12 protein-coding genes are annotated in these 18,323 nt (G+C 46.3%); 11 read left to right on the top strand and 1 reads right to left on the bottom strand.

Annotated features, from left to right (window positions below):
- Nucleotides 1-6: 6 nt before the first annotated feature.
- A complete protein-coding gene (locus tag QFZ80_RS16835) occupies nucleotides 7-1,803 on the bottom strand; it encodes an ABC transporter substrate-binding protein (RefSeq protein ID WP_307560103.1) in 1,797 nt (598 codons plus the stop codon).
- A 143-nt stretch (nucleotides 1,804-1,946) separates the two neighbouring features.
- Here QFZ80_RS16835 and QFZ80_RS16830 point away from each other — a divergent pair, with 143 nt between their 5' ends.
- The 11 genes from QFZ80_RS16830 (at nucleotide 1,947) to QFZ80_RS16780 (ending at nucleotide 18,311) form a co-directional block, all read left to right on the top strand.
- A complete protein-coding gene (locus QFZ80_RS16830) occupies nucleotides 1,947-3,449 on the top strand; it encodes a DUF4153 domain-containing protein (protein ID WP_307560101.1) in 1,503 nt (500 codons plus the stop codon).
- Between the two features lie 115 nt (nucleotides 3,450-3,564).
- Nucleotides 3,565-5,100: an S-layer homology domain-containing protein gene (locus tag QFZ80_RS16825; RefSeq protein WP_307560099.1), complete on the top strand. Its 1,536-nt coding sequence runs from the start codon at nucleotides 3,565-3,567 to the stop codon at nucleotides 5,098-5,100.
- Nucleotides 5,101-5,350: 250 nt separating this feature from the next.
- Nucleotides 5,351-6,754 (top strand): MFS transporter, encoded by a 1,404-nt coding sequence (locus QFZ80_RS16820; protein WP_307545219.1) that lies wholly within the window; start codon nucleotides 5,351-5,353, stop codon nucleotides 6,752-6,754.
- A gap of 295 nt (nucleotides 6,755-7,049) precedes the next feature.
- Nucleotides 7,050-8,192 carry an acyl-CoA dehydrogenase gene (locus QFZ80_RS16815; RefSeq protein WP_307560096.1) on the top strand — a complete coding sequence of 381 codons (1,143 nt, stop codon included), beginning with the start codon at nucleotides 7,050-7,052 and terminating at the stop codon, nucleotides 8,190-8,192.
- A 37-nt stretch (nucleotides 8,193-8,229) separates the two neighbouring features.
- Complete coding sequence (gene mmgD, locus QFZ80_RS16810) at nucleotides 8,230-9,381, top strand: citrate synthase (protein WP_307545221.1); 1,152 nt, start codon at nucleotides 8,230-8,232, stop codon at nucleotides 9,379-9,381.
- Nucleotides 9,378-10,826, top strand: coding sequence for a bifunctional 2-methylcitrate dehydratase/aconitate hydratase (locus tag QFZ80_RS16805; protein WP_307545223.1), 1,449 nt, complete (start codon nucleotides 9,378-9,380; stop codon nucleotides 10,824-10,826). The genes mmgD and QFZ80_RS16805 overlap by 4 nt, the downstream gene beginning before the upstream one ends.
- Nucleotides 10,827-10,865: 39 nt before the next feature.
- Nucleotides 10,866-11,774, top strand: coding sequence for a methylisocitrate lyase (gene prpB / locus QFZ80_RS16800; RefSeq protein ID WP_307545225.1), 909 nt, complete (start codon nucleotides 10,866-10,868; stop codon nucleotides 11,772-11,774).
- An 85-nt stretch (nucleotides 11,775-11,859) separates the two neighbouring features.
- Entirely contained in the window at nucleotides 11,860-13,002 is a 1,143-nt protein-coding gene (locus QFZ80_RS16795) for an acyl-CoA dehydrogenase (protein WP_307545226.1), read from the top strand.
- A gap of 26 nt (nucleotides 13,003-13,028) precedes the next feature.
- A complete protein-coding gene (gene icmF / locus QFZ80_RS16790) occupies nucleotides 13,029-16,295 on the top strand; it encodes a fused isobutyryl-CoA mutase/GTPase IcmF (RefSeq protein ID WP_307555448.1) in 3,267 nt (1,088 codons plus the stop codon).
- A 24-nt stretch (nucleotides 16,296-16,319) separates the two neighbouring features.
- Nucleotides 16,320-17,330 carry a thiamine pyrophosphate-dependent dehydrogenase E1 component subunit alpha gene (locus QFZ80_RS16785; RefSeq protein WP_307545228.1) on the top strand — a complete coding sequence of 337 codons (1,011 nt, stop codon included), beginning with the start codon at nucleotides 16,320-16,322 and terminating at the stop codon, nucleotides 17,328-17,330.
- Entirely contained in the window at nucleotides 17,331-18,311 is a 981-nt protein-coding gene (locus QFZ80_RS16780) for an alpha-ketoacid dehydrogenase subunit beta (RefSeq protein ID WP_307545230.1), read from the top strand. It abuts the gene before it with no gap.
- Nucleotides 18,312-18,323: the final 12 nt, after the last annotated feature.

Below are 18,323 nucleotides of genomic sequence, written 5' to 3'. Positions count from 1 at the left end.
ATGGTTCTAGGTGAACCAGATGTCGCGAAATCGGACCCATCCAAGCGAGTCGAGGGAAATGCCGCGAATTGACGGATGGTAAGCGGTTTTGAGATGTTTTCGATATAGAAATAACAGGCTGTGGCGCTGTTTGAGCTGGGATTCCAACTGCTCAAGCAGCGCCATTCTGCGTTTCGGGTCGGACTCGGAGCGCAGCTGTCCTAAGCTGTCATCGAGCATAGTCTGCACATCAGGCGCAGCATGCTGCCGCATGCTCTTGTACATATCGTAGAGCCGCAGCTCACGATGCTCGTCTAGCATAACGGCAAACAGCAGAAGATCTGCCGTCATGCGCAGCTCGCCCTTGAATTCCTCTGCGGGAATGAGCAGGATTTCCAAAGTGATTCCGGACATTGCGTACATTTTCTGCAAGAGGAGCGCATCTTGCTCATATTGTGGGATGGTCGCCAGCTTCAGTACGTCACACTGGCAGCCGGCGGCTGCTAGCAGCTGTTCGATATCCATTGACTGTCCCGCGTCAACGGACTGATTGGAACGATCCGTATCTTGTTGTGATTGCAAGAAGAAGCTATTAGCCGCTTCAATCACGTCGCCTGAGAGCTGTTCCAGCAAATAGGGTCGATCCAAAGCTAAGTGAAGTGCCTCGCGAATGAATGGATTCTTTAATGGTCCGTCTTTCAACTCATTCACAGTCATGAATTTCGTCGTCATGCCAGATTGTCGTACTTGCTGCCAACGCTGCGCCTCCATGTCTGAAATTCGCACATTGTGCATGACTTGGAAAGGCTGTCTTTGAGCTGATAATTCTGTCTGTTCATTTTCCGGCAACGTCCACACTTCGACCCGATCCAAGAATCCACGTCCTTGAAAATACGCAGGGAATGCCTCCAAGATCCATATCCCTTGTTCATGCCCAGTTAATCGGAAAGGTCCTGTGCCAATAGGCGACTTATCCATCAGTCCTCCGGCTGCTTCGCAGACATCTGCTGGTACAATAGAAGCGCGATTAGTAGTTAAGAATCCGAGAAATAATTCATTGCGTTCAGACAGTTGAATGCAGACTGTTGTTTCATTTGGTGTTGTAATGTCAATGATGTCCGCATAAGCCCAGCTGTAAAGACCACGCGGTGCTAAGCGCCCAAGCCGTTCAAGTGAATATTTCACATCGCTCGCCAGCATCTCGTGGCCATGATGAAACTGCACACCTTTCCGAAGATAGAAGGTCCATAAGGTACGCGAATCATCAACATCCCACGCGTGTGCAAGATGCGGTAGGATCTGATCTCCTTTGGCATCCATCCGAACGAGACCATCGAAGAGCTGATTCACGAGATGAGATTCCCCCGCATAATGGATGGCTGCAGGGTCTAAGGCGTGAATCGTTTGCGTAAGTGGGAAGCGTAAAATATCCGTTCTCCGCTGACCTTGCACTTCAGACCGAAAGCCGAATTGCCCTGACAACCAAACTTGGAATTGTTCTCGCAGGGAAGAAGCATGCTCGGCTGCTTGCAGTAATTCAAGTGCAGAGTGCAAATCCTGTTTCGCGACCAACTCCTTAGCTTCCTCCAAAAGCATATCTTCTTTGCGCGCATGGAAAATAAGGGTCGAGCGATTGCCGCGGCCTTTCTTGGGCAGCCATGTGAGCCATTGCTCCTGCTGCATTCGCTTGAGAAGCAGCACCATATTGCGGTGCGTACAGTCCAAATGTAACGCTAGCTCTTCTAGCGTTATTTCAAGTGGATGTTCTTCATGGATATGGGGAAATGATCGTCGAAGTGTCAAATAATGCTTGCGTATTTTCACCTTTTAGCCTCCGGAATAAAATATGAAATTATGAAATTTAAACTTACACTTTTTGTTCTTGTTTTACAGGTTACAATAAAGGGCAGGAAATAACAAATGCTTTTGCTGCCTTACCATTTGTAAAACAAAGGAGAAAAAGTCCAATGAGAGATCCTGCTCCATGGCAAAGAAAATACGGTTTAATGCTTGTGTGCGCATGTTTATTTGGTCTCATGGTTCAATACATGTTTTTGGACCATGCCGCCGGCATCTCTGTTCTGATTAGTGTGGCTGGCTTTTACAGCCTTTACTTTTACGCCATAAAAGGAAGATTAGGCGGCTTTGAACCGTGGGAAGGCCAAAATAAAGCGGGTTGGTTCCTTCTGGTTCCGGTTGTATTAATTGCTATGACGTATTCATTGTTTGCTAACAATCTGTTCCATACGCTTAATATGTTTGCCTTACCCCTATCCATTGCGATGCAGACGATTGTCTTATCACGCAATAGTAAGCATGCATGGTATCATGCAACATTCCTGCAGGATCTGCTGAGACATTGCTTTGGCAGACCGATAGCTTACTTGTCTGTACCTTTTGGGATGATCAAAGCTTGGCTGCCGAGTAGAAAGAGCGAAAAGGATTCTGCTTGGGGAAAGATGGGAAAAGTTGGTGCAGGCCTCTTGTTGGCAGCCCCTATATTGTTCATCGTTGTTGGGTTGTTAGCTTCTGCGGATCGTGTTTTTCAATCATGGGTGACCGAAATCCCACTTTGGTTCAACGGAATATCGGTGGCTGAGGGGATTGTACGTATCGGTGTTGCGATTGGAATAACCCTATACACGTTCTGCTATTTATGGGGAATTCTTTTTCCAAAAGTCCTCGAAGTCAGTCAAACGCCACAAGAGTTAAGGGAAGAATCTGCCGCTGTAAGCAAAAAGATTGGGATTGATCCAATAACAGCCGGTACTTTGCTGGTGTGTGTCAATGTTGTCTATGTACTGTTCGCTATCATTCAGTTCTCCTATTTATTCGGAGCTGCGAATGGATTTTTACCTAATGGTGTGTTCTATGCGGAGTACGCCCGAAGAGGGTTTGCCGAGCTTGTTGCCGTTGCTATCATCAATATCTCGCTGCTGTTTCCAGGTTTACATTGGATCCGCCGTAGCGGTCAAATGGGGGAAAACATTCGAAAAGGGCTGCTGACGATGCTCGTCGGATGCACGATCGTGATGCTCATTTCCGCTTATGGAAGGCTTTCGTTGTATGAAGAGGCTTATGGCTTCACGCAAACGAGATTACTCGTTCATGGTTTCATGATTTTCTTAGGTGTTCTGTTTATTATTGCTTTTTTCCGAATCTGGATGGAGCGGATGTCCTTGTCAAAAGCTGTTATCACAACGGCAATCCTGGCCTATCTGGTGATGAATTATATGAATATTGAACAACGAATCGTAATCAATAACATGGAGCGGTACGAAAGAACGGGAATCATCGACCTTGAATATCTGGGGAGACTCTCAACCGACGTGGTCCCGCCACTTAAGGAACTGCAAGCCAAGCACCCTGAGTTGGTGTCGATACAAGCAACGATAGATCGCATTAAAGAAGATTCAGGAGATCATTCATGGCCTTCCTGGAATCTATCCAAGTATCAAGCTAGACGGTAATTGTAAAATATTTCAAAACATTTCGTTTCGATTTCAAAGTAACTGGGTATAATTTCCTATCAACACATAATCCACACTTAGGAGGAAGAAACGTTATGAAAAAAAACCATCTACAATGGCTTTATCCATGTTCTCATCTGTCGCATTCGGAAAAACGTCCTCTGACTTCACGGACTTGAGCCAACTAGATGCTGCTACCAAAGCCAAATTCGATGCGATGATTAGTGCGGGTATTTTTGATGGGATGACTGAAACGACTTTCGGATTAAAGAGTCAAATGAACCGTGCACAATTCGCTAAAGTTGCGGCGATGATCTTGAATCTTCCGATTAATGCTAGTTTAAGAGTTTCTTCTTTTACAGATGTAAGTACATACGATCAAGCCAATGGCTATGCATTACCTTATATTGAAGCTTTGAAGACAGCTGGCATTACGAATGGGATTAGCGAGGGTGCTTTCAACCCAGCTGGACAAGTGACGAAAGAGGAGTTAGCAACTTTCTTGGTTCGAATCTTAGGTAAGGATGCAGAAGCAGTCAATAAGACCTTAACGGATGGTTCCGTCTCTAATTGGGCAAAAGGGTACGTAGCACTTGCATTGAACTTGAAGCTTCTCCCAGAAACAATAGGTGCAATCGAAGGTCAAATGCCTGCTACCCGCGAACTCTTGGTAACTGGCGCTTATGAAGCAAAACAACAATACATACCTGGTAAAGTAGCATTAGTTAGTGCACAAGCTGTTGGAGCAAGCAAAGTGAAAGTTTGGTTTAATCAAACGGTTGATAAGACAAAAGCAAAACTAACATTAAGCAAAGGAACATTGAATGTTCCGTTAACAGTGACTTGGTCTGATGATGTCAAATGGGCTACTTTACTCACATCATCACCGATTAGTGAAGGAGAATATACAGCTGCTATTTCTGGGTTAGACGCATCGACGGTATCGAGAAATGAAGTTTATTTCAGAGCACAGGCGGAGCAGGTGACTGAAATCAACTTCGTCAATCCTGAAGAAACCATTGCGAACAGCTCGGCTGCAACGATTAGAGTGAAGGCGATGAATCAATATGGTGAGACAGCATCCCTTGGAACGTCGGGTTTCACGGCCATCGTAGCTGGTTCAGCTCCAGCCGATTTTAAAAAGGATGAGTGGGGCAACCTCGTTATTATTGCTAACGTTAAAGAAGCGAATACTTCCCAAATGAATGATTATTTACCAGTAAACGTTTATGTGAATAATAGCAAACTTAGTGCAGCTCGAAGCTTCAAAGTAGGCAACGCACCTGTTCTCAGCTTCATTGAACCGAACAAAATAACCTATTCGAATACGAAAACAAGATTGATTGATGTGGGTGATAAGGCTTCCATTTCGTTGAATTTGTTTGACCAGTATGGGAACCCGATCATCAAAAAACAGTTTGATCAAAGTGAGGTCACTTCAAAGAGCTTGTCTCCTGTTGTATCGCCTCAAAATCCAAACCTTGAGATTGTGAAGGCGGGCACTACGCTAGGGACAAGTGATTTATTTGATGAAAATGGGAACGCCCGCTTTGAAGTTAGACTGACTGCCAAGCCAATGGACGACAGCACTCATAAAATTACCATTTATAGCGAGGCTACTCCTGCTACAGTGCGTGTGGATGTAAATTAATTCGGAGCATTTTAAAGACTGCTTATTCTCTAACGACAGAGAGTTGGCAGTTTTTTTTGTTAGGCTAAGCTTTCAAGATATATGTTGTACAACAATTTTTGTTGTGTAAACTACTGTACATGAGAACGTGCGTTTGGTACACTTAGGTGAAACTAAGTTGGTAAGAAATGGGGGGGAATCGAGGAGTAAATGAATAGTAAGATCAATGAAAAGAACTTAAAATTCGTAAAGAGGAAGGAAGACTGTCAAAATGCATATTGTGGAGAGTCAAACCAAATCTGTAGAGGACAATTCAGAAATAAAGAGAAGTGTCCTTTGGATTTATTATGTCATCTTTTTTGCCGTTTTGAATGAATCCGTATTTAATGTATCCACCCCAAGCATTGCCAAGCAGTTCGGTCTGGATGCTTCCGGTGTAAGTTGGGTAGTCACGATCTTTTTTATCGTCTTCGGAATGGGAATGGTCATATTCGGGAAGCTTTCCGATATGTACAGCATCAAAAAATTGATTACAATAGGGATCTCCCTTTACGCTTTTGGGTCAATATTGGGTTTTGTATGCCAATCGTGGTATCCCGCTGTCATTTTATCTCGGGCCATACAAGGGGCAGGTGGGTCAGCGATCCCAGCCTTGATTTTCGTCATGGTAGCCCGGTTTTTCACAGTGAAAGAACGGGGGAGAATGTTTGGTATCATTACTTCAACTGTTTCATTCGCGATAGGGATCGGTCCGGTACTTGGCGGTTATATTGCAGGATCGTTTCACTGGGCCTTTTTATTTCTTGTTTCGGTACCAGTCGTAATCGCTATTCCTTTTTTTCAAAAGTTTCTGCCCGTAGAGCCGCGCAAAGCAGGTAAACTGGATGTTGTAGGGGCGGTACTATTGGGTGTAGTCATATCAACGCTGATTTTGTTTACGACGGAAGGAAATTGGATTTACTTGGGTGTTGTATTGATAGCACTTATACTATTTATTGTTCATATTCGCAGAGCGAAGGAGCCGTTCGTCGAACCTGCACTTTTCACAAATTCTCTTTACAGAAATGGTCTCATCATCGGCTTTCTAATTTTTGGCACCGTGATGTCGGTCATGTTTGTCATACCGCTGATGTTAAGTAACATATACGGCCTAGACACAGAACATATTGGACTTATTATGTTTCCTGGAGCCATAAGCGCGGTCGTATTTGGTAAAGTTGCTGGCAATATGACGGTTAAGCGAGGAAGCCATTATGTTGTATATCTAGGATTGATATTAATCGCTGCTAGTCTACTACTGCAATCTTCAACGATCGGACTTTGGGTATGGTACATTGGCGCAGCCCTCATCATGATGTACATCGGATTTTCTTTCATGCAGACGGCATTAACGGAAACGATTACGCAAATTTTGCCGGTTCAGCAAATTGGCGTCGGGATGGGCTTTTTCAATATGACATCAACGATTTCCGGAGCAGTCGTGACGGCACTCGTTGCCAAAGTGATGGAGAAAGAGATGCTTGCTTTTCCGCTGCATCCGCTAATTTCAGACTCACAAGCCTACTTGTACGGCAATCTCATTCTGATATTATGCTTAGTTGTCGTAGCAAGCACTTTACTTTATTTCATATCTTTTGGCAAAAAAAATCAACAGCTGGTCAATGAACTGGTATAAATATGGAATAACAATGAACTTGGAAGAGCCAAACCCGTACAAAGGTCTGGCTCTTTCCATTTTTCAGCGGAGTAGCGGATAGCTTTATTCTGCAATTTGGGATGCTCTTATTATTATCATGGCAAAGGATCGATTAAAATCATGCAGCCCCGAAGGTATAAGCATTTGTAAAAGGGTGTATATATAAAACATAGATCTGAAAGCGTTTACAGCTTGTCCCAGTTTTAATCCATCGACCGAATATATCCTCGGCAGAACATGAAGGAAAGTCCATCATGTCGAAGGAGGCAGTCGAATGCATGTGTCCTATACGGATGAACAGAACTTGATTCGTTCCATGGTGCGTGACTTTGCGATTAACGAGGTAGAGCCGACGGCTGCACAGCGGGATGAAGAAGAGAGATTTGATCGAAATTTGTTCGATAAGATGGGGAAGCTTGGTTTGACGGGGATTCCGTGGCCTGCAGCGTACGGAGGGCTTGCATCCGATTTTCTGACCTATGCCATGGTCATTGAAGAGCTTTCTAGAGTATGTGGTTCCACAGGAGTTATGCTTTCCGTTCATACCTCTCTAGTCAGCTGGGCGATTTACAAGTATGGCACGGAAGAGCAGAAACAAAAGTTTTTGCGGCCTTTAGCAGAAGGTAAGAAGCTAGGAGCCTATAGCTTAACGGAAAGCGGTTCGGGCTCTGATGCTGGAGCGATGAGGACAACAGCGATAAAGGACGGGGACAGTTATGTCCTTAACGGATCCAAACTATTTGTTACAAATGGAGGGGAGGCGGAGGTATACATTGTTTTTGCTATGACGGACTTGCAGCAAAGGCAAAAAGGGTGCTGCGCCTTTATCGTAGAAAAGGGAGCTGCTGGATTCATTTTTGGCAGCAAAGAAAAGAAGCTAGGCATCCGTTCATCGCCGACAATGGAACTGAGGTTTGAGAATTGCTGTGTTCCTGTGGCGAATTTGTTAGGACCGGAAGGTGAAGGCTTCCGAATTGCCATGAAGAGCCTAGATGGCGGACGTATCGGAATTGCCGCTCAAGCACTTGGAATAGCGCAAGGCGCTCTAGATGCATCAATTGCCTATGCCAAAGAACGAAGTCAACTGGGAAAGCCGATGGGTGGGCAGCAAACGATTGCTTTTAAAATCGCGGATATGGCAACTCACATTGAAGCAGCTAGATTGCTTACCTATCAAGCCGCCTGGCGGGAAAGCAAGGGGTTAACATATGGAAAGCAAGCTGCAATTGCCAAGCTTTTCGCAAGTGATACCGCGGTTCAAGTCTGCATTGAGGCTGTGCAAATTTTTGGAGACGACGGCTATACCAAGGATTTCCCTGTAGAGCGGTTTCTACGCGATGCGAAGGTGACCCAAATATACGAAGGTACGAATGAGATTCAGCGTATTGTGATATCCCGAATGCTTCTTGCCGACTGAAGGAAGTGCAACGAACGGAAGAAGGGAGAGCGATGAGATGAGTGACGACTATTTGCCTGGACTTGAAAATGTCATTGCTAGCGAGACGAACATCTCGTATCTGGATGTGGAGAAGGAGGAAATTGTTGTTCGCGGGTATGACCTTATTGAGCTTGCCCAACATGTAACCTATCTGGACATTGTGGGGCTGCTTCTAGACGGAGCTTTGCCTAATCCAGAAGAACGGCATTCGATCGAAGAGAAGTTGAGATCGGAATATGGATTACCTCCAAATGTGAACGCGATTTTACAACTACTCCCCGAGCAAGCCGACTTCATGGATGTTCTGCGAACAGGTATCTCAGCTATAGCTAGTTACGACGTCGATCTTGAGGATCGTTCCAGAGAAGCCAATACTCGTAAAGCCATTCGATTGCTTGCAAAAGTGCCGGAAATTGTAGCTAACGGGTATCGCGCGCAAACGAAGCAGCCATTCATAGATCCGCGCAAAGAGCTATCATACACAGCTAATTTCTTATATATGATCACAGGACGCGTCCCAACCAAGATGGAAGAAGCTATCTTTGATCAATCACTGATCGTCTATAGTGAGCATGAAATGCCGAATTCTACGTTTGCTGCGCGTGTAATTGCATCCACACAATCCGATCTTTATGGTGCCTTAACTGGCGCAGTTGCTTCACTCAAAGGGACTCTGCACGGCGGCGCGAATGAAGCGGTCATGGCTATGCTTTTGGAAGCGGGATCGGAAGCAAATCTTGAAGCACTCATGCTAAATAAGTTAGCAAAGAAAGAACGAATTATGGGCTTTGGACATCGGGTTTATATGAAAAAAGCGGATCCCCGTGCATTGCTTATGAAAGAGGCACTAGCTGAACTCGCAATAGACAAAAATCAACCAGAGCTCTACAACATGTGTGTCCTTGGGGAAGAAGTCATGAAGCGAGAAAAGAATTTGCATCCGAATTTGGATTATTATGCAGCTCCTGTTTACTATTTGCTTGGGATTCCAATTGAATTGTTTACGCCGGTATTTCTTGCTGCCCGTACGATCGGCATTAGCGCGCATGTGATCGAACAACATGATAATAATCGACTCTTTCGACCACGAGTTCATTATAAGGGACTTCGCGATCTACACCCTCCTCAGCAGCCGAGTCACTTAAGCAGAAAGGACGAATACGAATGAGTAGTTCTGGATATCTGGAAAATAAGGAGATGACCTTTGACCCCTTAATCGAGGAGATGGCTGATTATATATTGGCAAAAGGAATTGAAAGTGAGGAAGCGTATCGCATCGCACAGCATGTCCTATTGGATTCACTTGGCACCGGATTACTCGCCTTGCGATTCCCGGATTGTACGAAGCATTTGGGTCCGATCGTACCAGGTGCAAACTTACCGGGAGGTGCCCGCGTGCCGGGGACGAGATACGAGCTTGACCCTGTCCATGCGGCTTTTAATATCGGCTGTATGATTCGTTGGCTGGATTATAACGATACATGGCTGGCTGCTGAATGGGGGCATCCTTCGGATAATCTAGGCAGTATTCTTGCCGTCGCCGATTATCTTAGCCGCAATAGAGTTGCTGAGGGGAAAAAGCCGCTCTATATGAAGGATGTCCTCACCATGACGATTAAAGCGCATGAGATTCAAGGAGTGCTAGCTCTAGAGAACAGCTTAAACCGTGTAGGGCTGGATCATGTTCATTTTGTGAAAATAGCTTCGACAGCCGCTGCTGCGGCAATGTTGGGGGCAAACAGAGATGAGCTGTGCAGCGCGCTATCTAACGCATGGATTGACGGGGCTAGCTTAAGAACGTATCGACATGCTCCCAATACAGGTTCCCGTAAATCATGGGCAGCCGGTGATGCCACAAGTCGTGGGGTTCGGTTAGCTTTGATGGCTGTAGGTGGCGAAATGGGCTATTCGTCCGCTCTTACTGCGAAAAACTGGGGCTTCCAAGATGTTTTGTTTCAAGGAAAAGAACTTACATTAGGTCGTTCACTAGGCTCCTATGTGATGGAAAATATTTTATTTAAAATATCATTTCCAGCTGAATTTCATGGTCAAACGGCCGTCGAATGCGCTTTGCATCTGTACCCTAAGGTACACGAGCGACTAGATGAGATTGCTCAGATCACAGTGACTACCCATCAATCTGCGATTCGGATTATTGATAAGAAGGGACCTTTGCACAATCCTGCTGATCGGGATCATTGTCTGCAATACATGGTTGCAATTGGGCTGCTGTTTGGTACATTGACCGCTGAGCACTACGAAGAAATGGTCGCTATTGATCCTCGGATTGATGCGTTAAGGGAGAAAATGGTCGTTGTCGAGGATGAGCAGTACAGCAAGGATTACTTGGATCCTGACAAACGTTCGATCGCCAACGCAGTCCAAATTCACTTCAAAGACGGCACGAAAACGGAGAAAGTGGTTTGCGAGTATCCAATCGGGCATCGCAGAAGGCGTGAGGAAGGTTTGCCGAAGGTTATTGAGAAATATGAAGCCAATTTACTAACTCGGTTTCCTCGTAAGAAGACGACAGAAATACGAAAGCTCTCCCTTGATTATGAGCGGTTGATTCAAACGCCTGTTCATGAGTTTATGGCGCTTTTCATTATATGACCATTGGTCAATAAAGTCAGCAAGATGCAGGAGGTCTTTATGTCATGGCTGATTGAAGAAGAACCAGATCAACACCGATTGGCCGCTGAGTTTCGTCAGCTTGTTGGTGCAGGTCCAATTGTCAAAATCCCTGGTACCCACGACGGAATGGCTGCAAGAATAGCTAAGCAGGCTCAATTTAAAGCCATTTATTTATCTGGAGCTGCTTATACTGCAAGCAGGGGGCTGCCTGATTTAGGCCTCATTTACTCTAATGAGGTGGCGGAACGTGCCCGAGAGCTGGTTCGTGCATCGGGTCTTCCTCTGCTTGTCGATATAGACACCGGATTCGGCGGTATTTTAAACGTAGCACGAACTGCAAAGGAAATGGTGGAGGCGAAAGTTGCCGCTGTTCAAATTGAAGATCAGGAAATGCCGAAAAAATGCGGACATTTGAATGGAAAGAAGCTCATTTCCGCTGAGGAAATGATTCAAAAAATTCGAACGATCAAAGCTGTGAGTCCGACGTTATTTATCGTTGCGCGTACGGACGCCAAGAGCGTCGAGGGAATGGATGAAGCGATTCATAGAGCGCAGCAATATCTTGCTGCGGGGGCTGATGCGATTTTTCCAGAAGCGCTGGAGAGTCAAGAGGACTTTCAACGCTTCAGCAAGGAAGTGAAGGGTCCACTTTTAGCCAATATGACGGAGTTTGGGCGAACTCCTTACTATACGGCGGAGCAATTTGAAAGCTGGGGATTTCATATGGTTATTTATCCAGTCACTTCTCTTCGTGTAGCTGCCAAGGCCTATGAAAGAGTTTTTGAGGAAATCAGTCAAACTGGAACTCAAAAGGGTTCTCTCAGCCAAATGCAAACCCGGAGTGAGCTGTATGACACCATTCGATATTACGATTATGAAGCCTTAGATGGGAAAATTGCCAAAACGATTTTGAATGAAAATGATTAGCGGCCTATGATCCATCCTCACTGATCTCCTGTTATCGGTGGGGTCTTTGCGTACACATAAGTCATCTAGAGGAGGTCGTGCTGGCATGGACTTTAGCTGGTCAGAGGAACTGGAAATGGTACGCACGATGGTCCGTGATTTCGCCGAAAACGAGGTGGAACCGAGTGCTGCTCTGCGGGATGAGGAAGAACGGTTTGATCGGACCTTATTTGACAAAATGGGAGAGCTTGGTCTGACGGGGATTCCTTGGGCTGAGAACTATGGCGGGCTTGGCTCCGATTATCTGACCTTTTGTCTTGTTGTGGAGGAATTATCTCGTGTATGCGCTTCTACAGGTATTACGCTATCGGCACATATTTCGCTTGGAAGCTGGCCTATTTATACCTTTGGAACGGAAGAGCAGAAGATAAAGTTTTTACGTCCGATGGCTGAAGGGAAGAAGCTTGGGGCATTTGGTCTGACAGAGATCGGCTCAAGCTCCGATGTTGGACCTATAGGAACGACAGCCATGCGAGATGGTAATCACTATGTATTAAACGGCTCCAAAAAATTCATTACGAATGCAGGTGCTGCGGAAATTTATATCGTGTTCGCTTTGACAGACCCCTCTCAAGAGCACAAAGGCTGCAGCTCATTTATCGTAGAGAAAGATACCCCCGGATTTACGGTTGGCAAAAAGGAAAGAAAATTGGGCATTCGTTCATCGCCGACGACGGAGATCCGCTTTGACAATTGCCGCATACCCACGGAAAACCTACTTGGTAATGAAGGAGAAGGGTTTAAAATCGCTATGCGAACGCTGGATGGCGCTAGGATTGGAGTCGCGGCTCAAGCGGTAGGGATCGCGCAAGGAGCACTGGATGTATCGTTAGCCTATGCCAAAGAACGCAAGCAGTTTGGAAAGCCTATTGCTCAGCAGCAGGCGATTGGTTTTAAGCTTGCGAATATGGCAACCAAAATCGAAGCGGCAAGACTGTTGACGTATCAAGCCGCTTGGCGAGAAAGTCAGGGGTTATCGTACGGCAAAGAATCTGCTTATGCCAAGCTTTTTGCTGGAGACACGGCCATGGAGGTGACTGTAGAAGCTGTTCAAATCTTCGGGGGATATGGCTATACGAAAGCCTTTCCCGTTGAGCGTTATATGCGCGATGCCAAGATCACGCAAATAAATGGAGGGACGAACGAAATCCAGCGAGTGATTATTTCTCGAAGCCTTCTGGCAGATTGAGGAAGGGAGGTGCAGCCGTGTCAACTGTGGGTTCGGAAACCAACTATCGTGCGAAGCATAAGGTGAGATTCGTAACGGCTTCAGCTTTATTTGACGGCCACGATGTGTCCATTACGATCATGCGGCGAATTCTTCAAGCCAGTGGAGCGGAGGTCATCCATCTAGGGCATAACCGATCCGTTAAGGAGATTGTGCAAGCAGCTATTCAGGAGGACGTTCAGGGAATTGCCGTATCCTCCTATCAAGGCGGTCACGTCGAGTACTTTACTTATATGATTGATTTATTGCGGGAAAAAGGGGCACCCGAGATCAAAGTCTTCGGCGGCGGCGGGGGTGTGATCCTTCCTTCGGAAATCAAAATGCTTCATGACTTTGGCGTTACTCGCCTATTTTCGCCTGATGATGGAAGGGAGCTTGGCTTGCAAGGGATGATTAACTTCATGATGAAGGAGTGTGATTTTAGTACGGTTTCTGGCTATGCTCAAGGTTACGATGTAGGCGGAGTAGAGCAAATCAAAGATCATAGGTCGATAGCCCGCTTCATTACTGCTGCCGAACTAGCTTGTGAAAGCAAGGAATCAGTATCGGAGATAGAGACATTAAGTAACATGCAGTTGAGTGGGGCCATATGCCCGGTTGTTGGCATCACAGGCACAGGCGGAGCGGGTAAAAGCTCCCTGACCGATGAAATAGTCCAGCGTTTTCTGCGTCAGTTCCCGGACAAAACGATCGCCATCCTATCGGTCGATCCAACTAAGCAGCGAAGTGGTGGCGCTTTGCTCGGAGATCGCATCCGCATGAACGCTGTTCACAATGACCGCGTGTATATGCGGAGTATGGCAACACGGGGCTCGGGTAATGAGCTGTCCCTTGCAATCGCTCCTGCCATTGCCATCTTGAAGGCGGCCGGCTTTGATCTCGTTTTGGTGGAAACCAGCGGAATTGGTCAAGGTGATCATCAGATCACCGATGTAGCCGATGTATCGCTCTATGTGATGACAAGCGAATTCGGTGCGCCTTCGCAATTAGAGAAGATTGATATGCTTGATTACGCAGACCTAATCGCGATTAATAAATTCGACCGAAGAGGTTCTGCGGATGCACTTCGGGATGTGAAGAAGCAAGTTCAGAGAAATCACGGTTTATTTGATTTAGATTTTGAAACCATGCCTGTCTATGGAACGATGGCTAGTCAATTTAACGATGCTGGCGTGGATACATTATTCCATGCACTCATCGATACCTTGAATCAAAAATGTGCTTTGCAATGGCCTGTTCAGGGCTTTTCAACTGGTCATGCTGTTGCTAAGACGCATATCGTCATTCCAACTGACCGCACACGGTATTTAGGAGAAATCGCAAATACTGTACGGGCGTATCACGCGTTTGCAGATAGGGAAGCAGAGCTGGCCACTACCTGTTATCAAATTGAAGGGGCGATAATAGCACTAAAGCAAGAGCTTGGAGTAGACGAAAGTATTTCTGTGCTGCAATCACTTAAGATGAATGTCGAGAACCGCATGCAAAAAGAAACTCGCCATCTACTCGCCCAGTGGCCGGAGCTGCAAAGAAAATACACAGGCAAAACATTAACTACCCGAGTAAGGGATAAAGAATTCGTGACAGAGCTAACAACGTCAAGCTTGTCAGGCCTGGATATCCCGAAGGTGAGCTTGCCTAAATACCGTGATGAAGGAGATCTCATTCGCTGGATGTACCGTGAGAATGTTCCGGGGGAATTTCCCTTTACAGCAGGTGTTTTTCCTTTCAAACGAACAGCGGAGGATCCTAAACGCCAGTTTGCGGGCGAAGGAACACCGGAACGCACCAATCTACGATTTCATTATTTATCTCAGAACGATCCAGCCAAACGTCTTAGCACTGCTTTTGACTCCGTTACCTTGTATGGCGAGGATCCTGATGAACGGCAGGACATTTACGGCAAGATCGGTGAGAGCGGGGTCAGTGTCTGTTCTCTAGACGACATGAAAAAGCTGTATGCCGGGTTCGATCTATGCGATCCGTTGACTTCGGTTTCAATGACGATTAACGGTCCTGCTCCAATACTTCTCGCGATGTACATGAACACGGCGATCGACTTCCAGATCGAACGCTTCTTCCGAGAGCAGGGTAGACGGCCAACGGACGTGGAGGCGAAGCAGATCCGCGGGCAGACGCTGAAATCGGTGAGGGGGACAGTACAGGCTGACATTTTGAAGGAGGATCAGGGGCAGAATACATGCATTTTTTCCACAGAGTTCGCACTGCGGATGATGGGCGATATTCAGCAATATTTTATCGATCATGAAGTCCGTAATTATTACTCGGTTTCTATTTCGGGCTATCATATTGCGGAGGCAGGGGCGAATCCGATCTCACAGCTCGCTTTTACACTAGCAAACGGATTTACATATGTTGAGTATTATTTGGCTAGAGGCATGTCGATTGATGACTTTGCACCCAATCTGTCCTTCTTTTTCAGCAATGGACTTGATCCCGAATATACCGTGATTGGACGGGTGGCCCGCCGAATATGGGCTGCCGTTATGAAGAACAAATACAACGCTAATGAACGCAGCCAAAAGCTGAAATATCATATCCAAACGTCGGGGCGTTCTCTGCACGCGCAGGAGATTGATTTTAATGATATCCGAACCACGCTGCAAGCACTGATGGCCCTTCTTGATAACTGTAACTCGCTGCATACGAATTCTTATGACGAGGCTATTACAACACCAACGGAGGAATCCGTACGTCGAGCGATGGCGATTCAATTAATCATTACAAAAGAACTTGGTTTTGTTAAAAACGAAAACATGCTGCAGGGTTCGTTTATCATCGAGGAATTGACCGATTTGGTTGAGGAGGCTGTGTTGCAGGAATTAGAACGAATCAGCGAAAGGGGCGGTGTACTCGGAGCTATGGAGTCTCAGTATCAAAGGGGTAAAATCCAAAATGAATCGATGCTGTATGAAATGAAAAAACATCATGGCGAGCTACCCATTATTGGGGTAAATACGTTCCTTCATCCTAATCCTTCCAAAGATGAAGATATGAATATCCCGTTAGCTCGCGCAACGTCGAAAGAAAAAGAGCAGCAAATTACGAATCTCAGGGAGTTTCTATCGAGGCACCTAGCAGAATCACCCAAGGCTTTGGCAAAGCTGCAGCAAATTGCGCTTGAAGGTGGCAACATTTTCGCCGAATTGATGGAAACGGTCAAGGTTGCAAGCTTGGGTCAAATTACTCACGCGCTTTATCAGGTAGGCGGGCAATATCGCAGAAATATGTAGCAGCAGGAGAGAGGAGGAATTCCAATGTCTTCTCAGCAGGTTACTAAGCATCAACAGCTCGGTTTAACCGATGAACAGGTGCTGAAGATGTATACCTTCATGCTCAAAGCGAGAAAGTTTGACGAGCGAGCAACACTTCTTCAACGGTCAGGTAAAACAGCCTTTCATATCTCTAGTGTTGGTCAAGAGGCGACCCAAGTAGCAGCGGCGTTCGCATTAAATAAGCAGCATGACTATTTTCTGCCTTATTACAGGGATTATGCCTTTGTCTTAACGGTGGGCATGACGGTACGAGAACTCATGCTGGCAGCCTTATTCAAAGCTGAGGACGTTAACGGAGGCAGGCAAATGCCTGGGCATTTTGGCTATAAAAAGCATCATATCGTTTCAGGATCAAGTCCGGTTGCCACGCAGACCCTACACGCTGTCGGCATCGCACTGACGGCTATGATGAGGAAGGAAGATCATGTCGCTTTCGTCAGCTTTGGTGAAGGGGCGAGTAACCAAGGGGATGTGCACGAAGCGTTCAATTTTGCCGGTGTATTTAAGCTGCCTGTTATCTTCTTATGCGAAAATAACCAGTATGCCATTTCCATTCCTGCACACAGACAAGTAGCCGGGCGCGTTGTTGATCGTGCCTCAGGCTATGGCTTCCCAGGTCAGCGTGTTGACGGCAATGACACTCTGGAGGTGTATCGCGCGGTCAAAGAAGCGAGGGAGCGTGCCATTCGCGGGTATGGACCGACATTGATTGAAGCGATGCTTTATCGGATCCCGCCGCATTCCACTGCGGATGACGATATGCTGTACCGAACGAAAGAAGAGGTGGAATACCATAAGGAGCAGGACGGCTTGCAGCGGTTTCGTCGTTATTTGATCGAATGCGGCGTTATGTCAGAAGAGATCGAACAAGTGCTGAATGAGAGTGTTACAAAAGAAGTGAATGAAGCAACGAAATATGCAGAAAAAGCCCCTTATCCGGCCCCTGAGGATGTATTAAGACATGTTTATGCGGAAGATGGGGGTGATGCTTAGATGCCAATCTTAACGTACTTGGAGGCCATTCGCCGTGCGATGATAGAAGAGATGGAACGCGATGAGCATGTTTTTGTGCTCGGAGAGGATATTGGGAAGGGCGGCGTTTTGAATGCGACGAAAGGCATGCGCGATCGGTTCGGTGAATTGAGAGTTCTTGACACGCCTCTCTCTGAATCTGCCATTGTGGGTGTCGCGATTGGAGCTGCTATGGTCGGTATGAGGCCGATAGCTGAGATTCAATTTGCTGATTTTATTTTCCCAGCGGCTAATCAAATCATAAGTGAGGCAGCGAAAATTCGGTATCGATCGAACAACGACTGGCATTGTCCGATCGTTATTCGCGCACCTTACGGCGCGACAGGCGGAGGCGGATTATATCACTCACAGTGTCCGGAATCCGTCTTTTTTGGCACGCCAGGACTCAAGATTGTTGCGCCGTCTACCGCATATGATGCCAAAGGTTTGCTGAAAGCAGCAGTGCGGGACGAGGATCCTGTCCTTTTTTTCGAACATAAGAAATGCTATCTTTCGATATCAGATGAAGTACCTGAAGAAGATTACACCGTCCCAATTGGCAAGGCAGCCATAAGGCGCGAGGGTACGGATATCACTGTGATTGCCTACGGTTTGTCGGTACATTATGCGATAAAAGCTGCGTTTGAGCTGGAGCAAGAAGGAATTAGTACTGAGGTATTGGATTTGCGGACGCTTCATCCACTCGATAAACCTGCCATTTATGAGGCGGCAGCCAAAACCGGTAAAATATTGATCGTACACGAAGATAATAAAACAGGTGGCATTGGTGCTGAAATATCAGCTCTAATAGCGGAACATCTGTTGTACGAGTTGGATGCACCTATTATGAGATGCTGCCCTCCCGATATTCCCCCTGTTGGCATGGCGCCAACCTTAGAGAAGTTTTACCTGCCGAATGTCGACATCGTCAAAGAAGCCATGCGCCAATTAGCGGAAATCTGAAGGAGGCTGGGT

The organism is Paenibacillus sp. V4I7 (assembly GCF_030817275.1).
GTDB lineage: Bacteria > Bacillota > Bacilli > Paenibacillales > NBRC-103111 > Paenibacillus_E.
Note: the sequence above shows the minus strand (reverse complement) of the source record. Positions and strands in the feature narration are given on the sequence as shown.

What these genes read in the sequence shown, in the direction of transcription:
- QFZ80_RS16830 (WP_307560101.1), top strand. Translation starts at nt 1,947, where the DNA reads ATGAGAGATCCTGCTCCATGGCAAAGAAAATACGGTTTAATGCTTGTG.
- QFZ80_RS16825 (WP_307560099.1), top strand. Translation starts at nt 3,565, where the DNA reads ATGGCTTTATCCATGTTCTCATCTGTCGCATTCGGAAAAACGTCCTCT.
- QFZ80_RS16820 (WP_307545219.1), top strand. Translation starts at nt 5,351, where the DNA reads ATGCATATTGTGGAGAGTCAAACCAAATCTGTAGAGGACAATTCAGAA.
- QFZ80_RS16815 (WP_307560096.1), top strand. Translation starts at nt 7,050, where the DNA reads ATGCATGTGTCCTATACGGATGAACAGAACTTGATTCGTTCCATGGTG.
- mmgD (WP_307545221.1), top strand. Translation starts at nt 8,230, where the DNA reads ATGAGTGACGACTATTTGCCTGGACTTGAAAATGTCATTGCTAGCGAG.
- QFZ80_RS16805 (WP_307545223.1), top strand. Translation starts at nt 9,378, where the DNA reads ATGAGTAGTTCTGGATATCTGGAAAATAAGGAGATGACCTTTGACCCC.
- prpB (WP_307545225.1), top strand. Translation starts at nt 10,866, where the DNA reads ATGTCATGGCTGATTGAAGAAGAACCAGATCAACACCGATTGGCCGCT.
- QFZ80_RS16795 (WP_307545226.1), top strand. Translation starts at nt 11,860, where the DNA reads ATGGACTTTAGCTGGTCAGAGGAACTGGAAATGGTACGCACGATGGTC.
- QFZ80_RS16785 (WP_307545228.1), top strand. Translation starts at nt 16,320, where the DNA reads ATGTCTTCTCAGCAGGTTACTAAGCATCAACAGCTCGGTTTAACCGAT.
- QFZ80_RS16780 (WP_307545230.1), top strand. Translation starts at nt 17,331, where the DNA reads ATGCCAATCTTAACGTACTTGGAGGCCATTCGCCGTGCGATGATAGAA.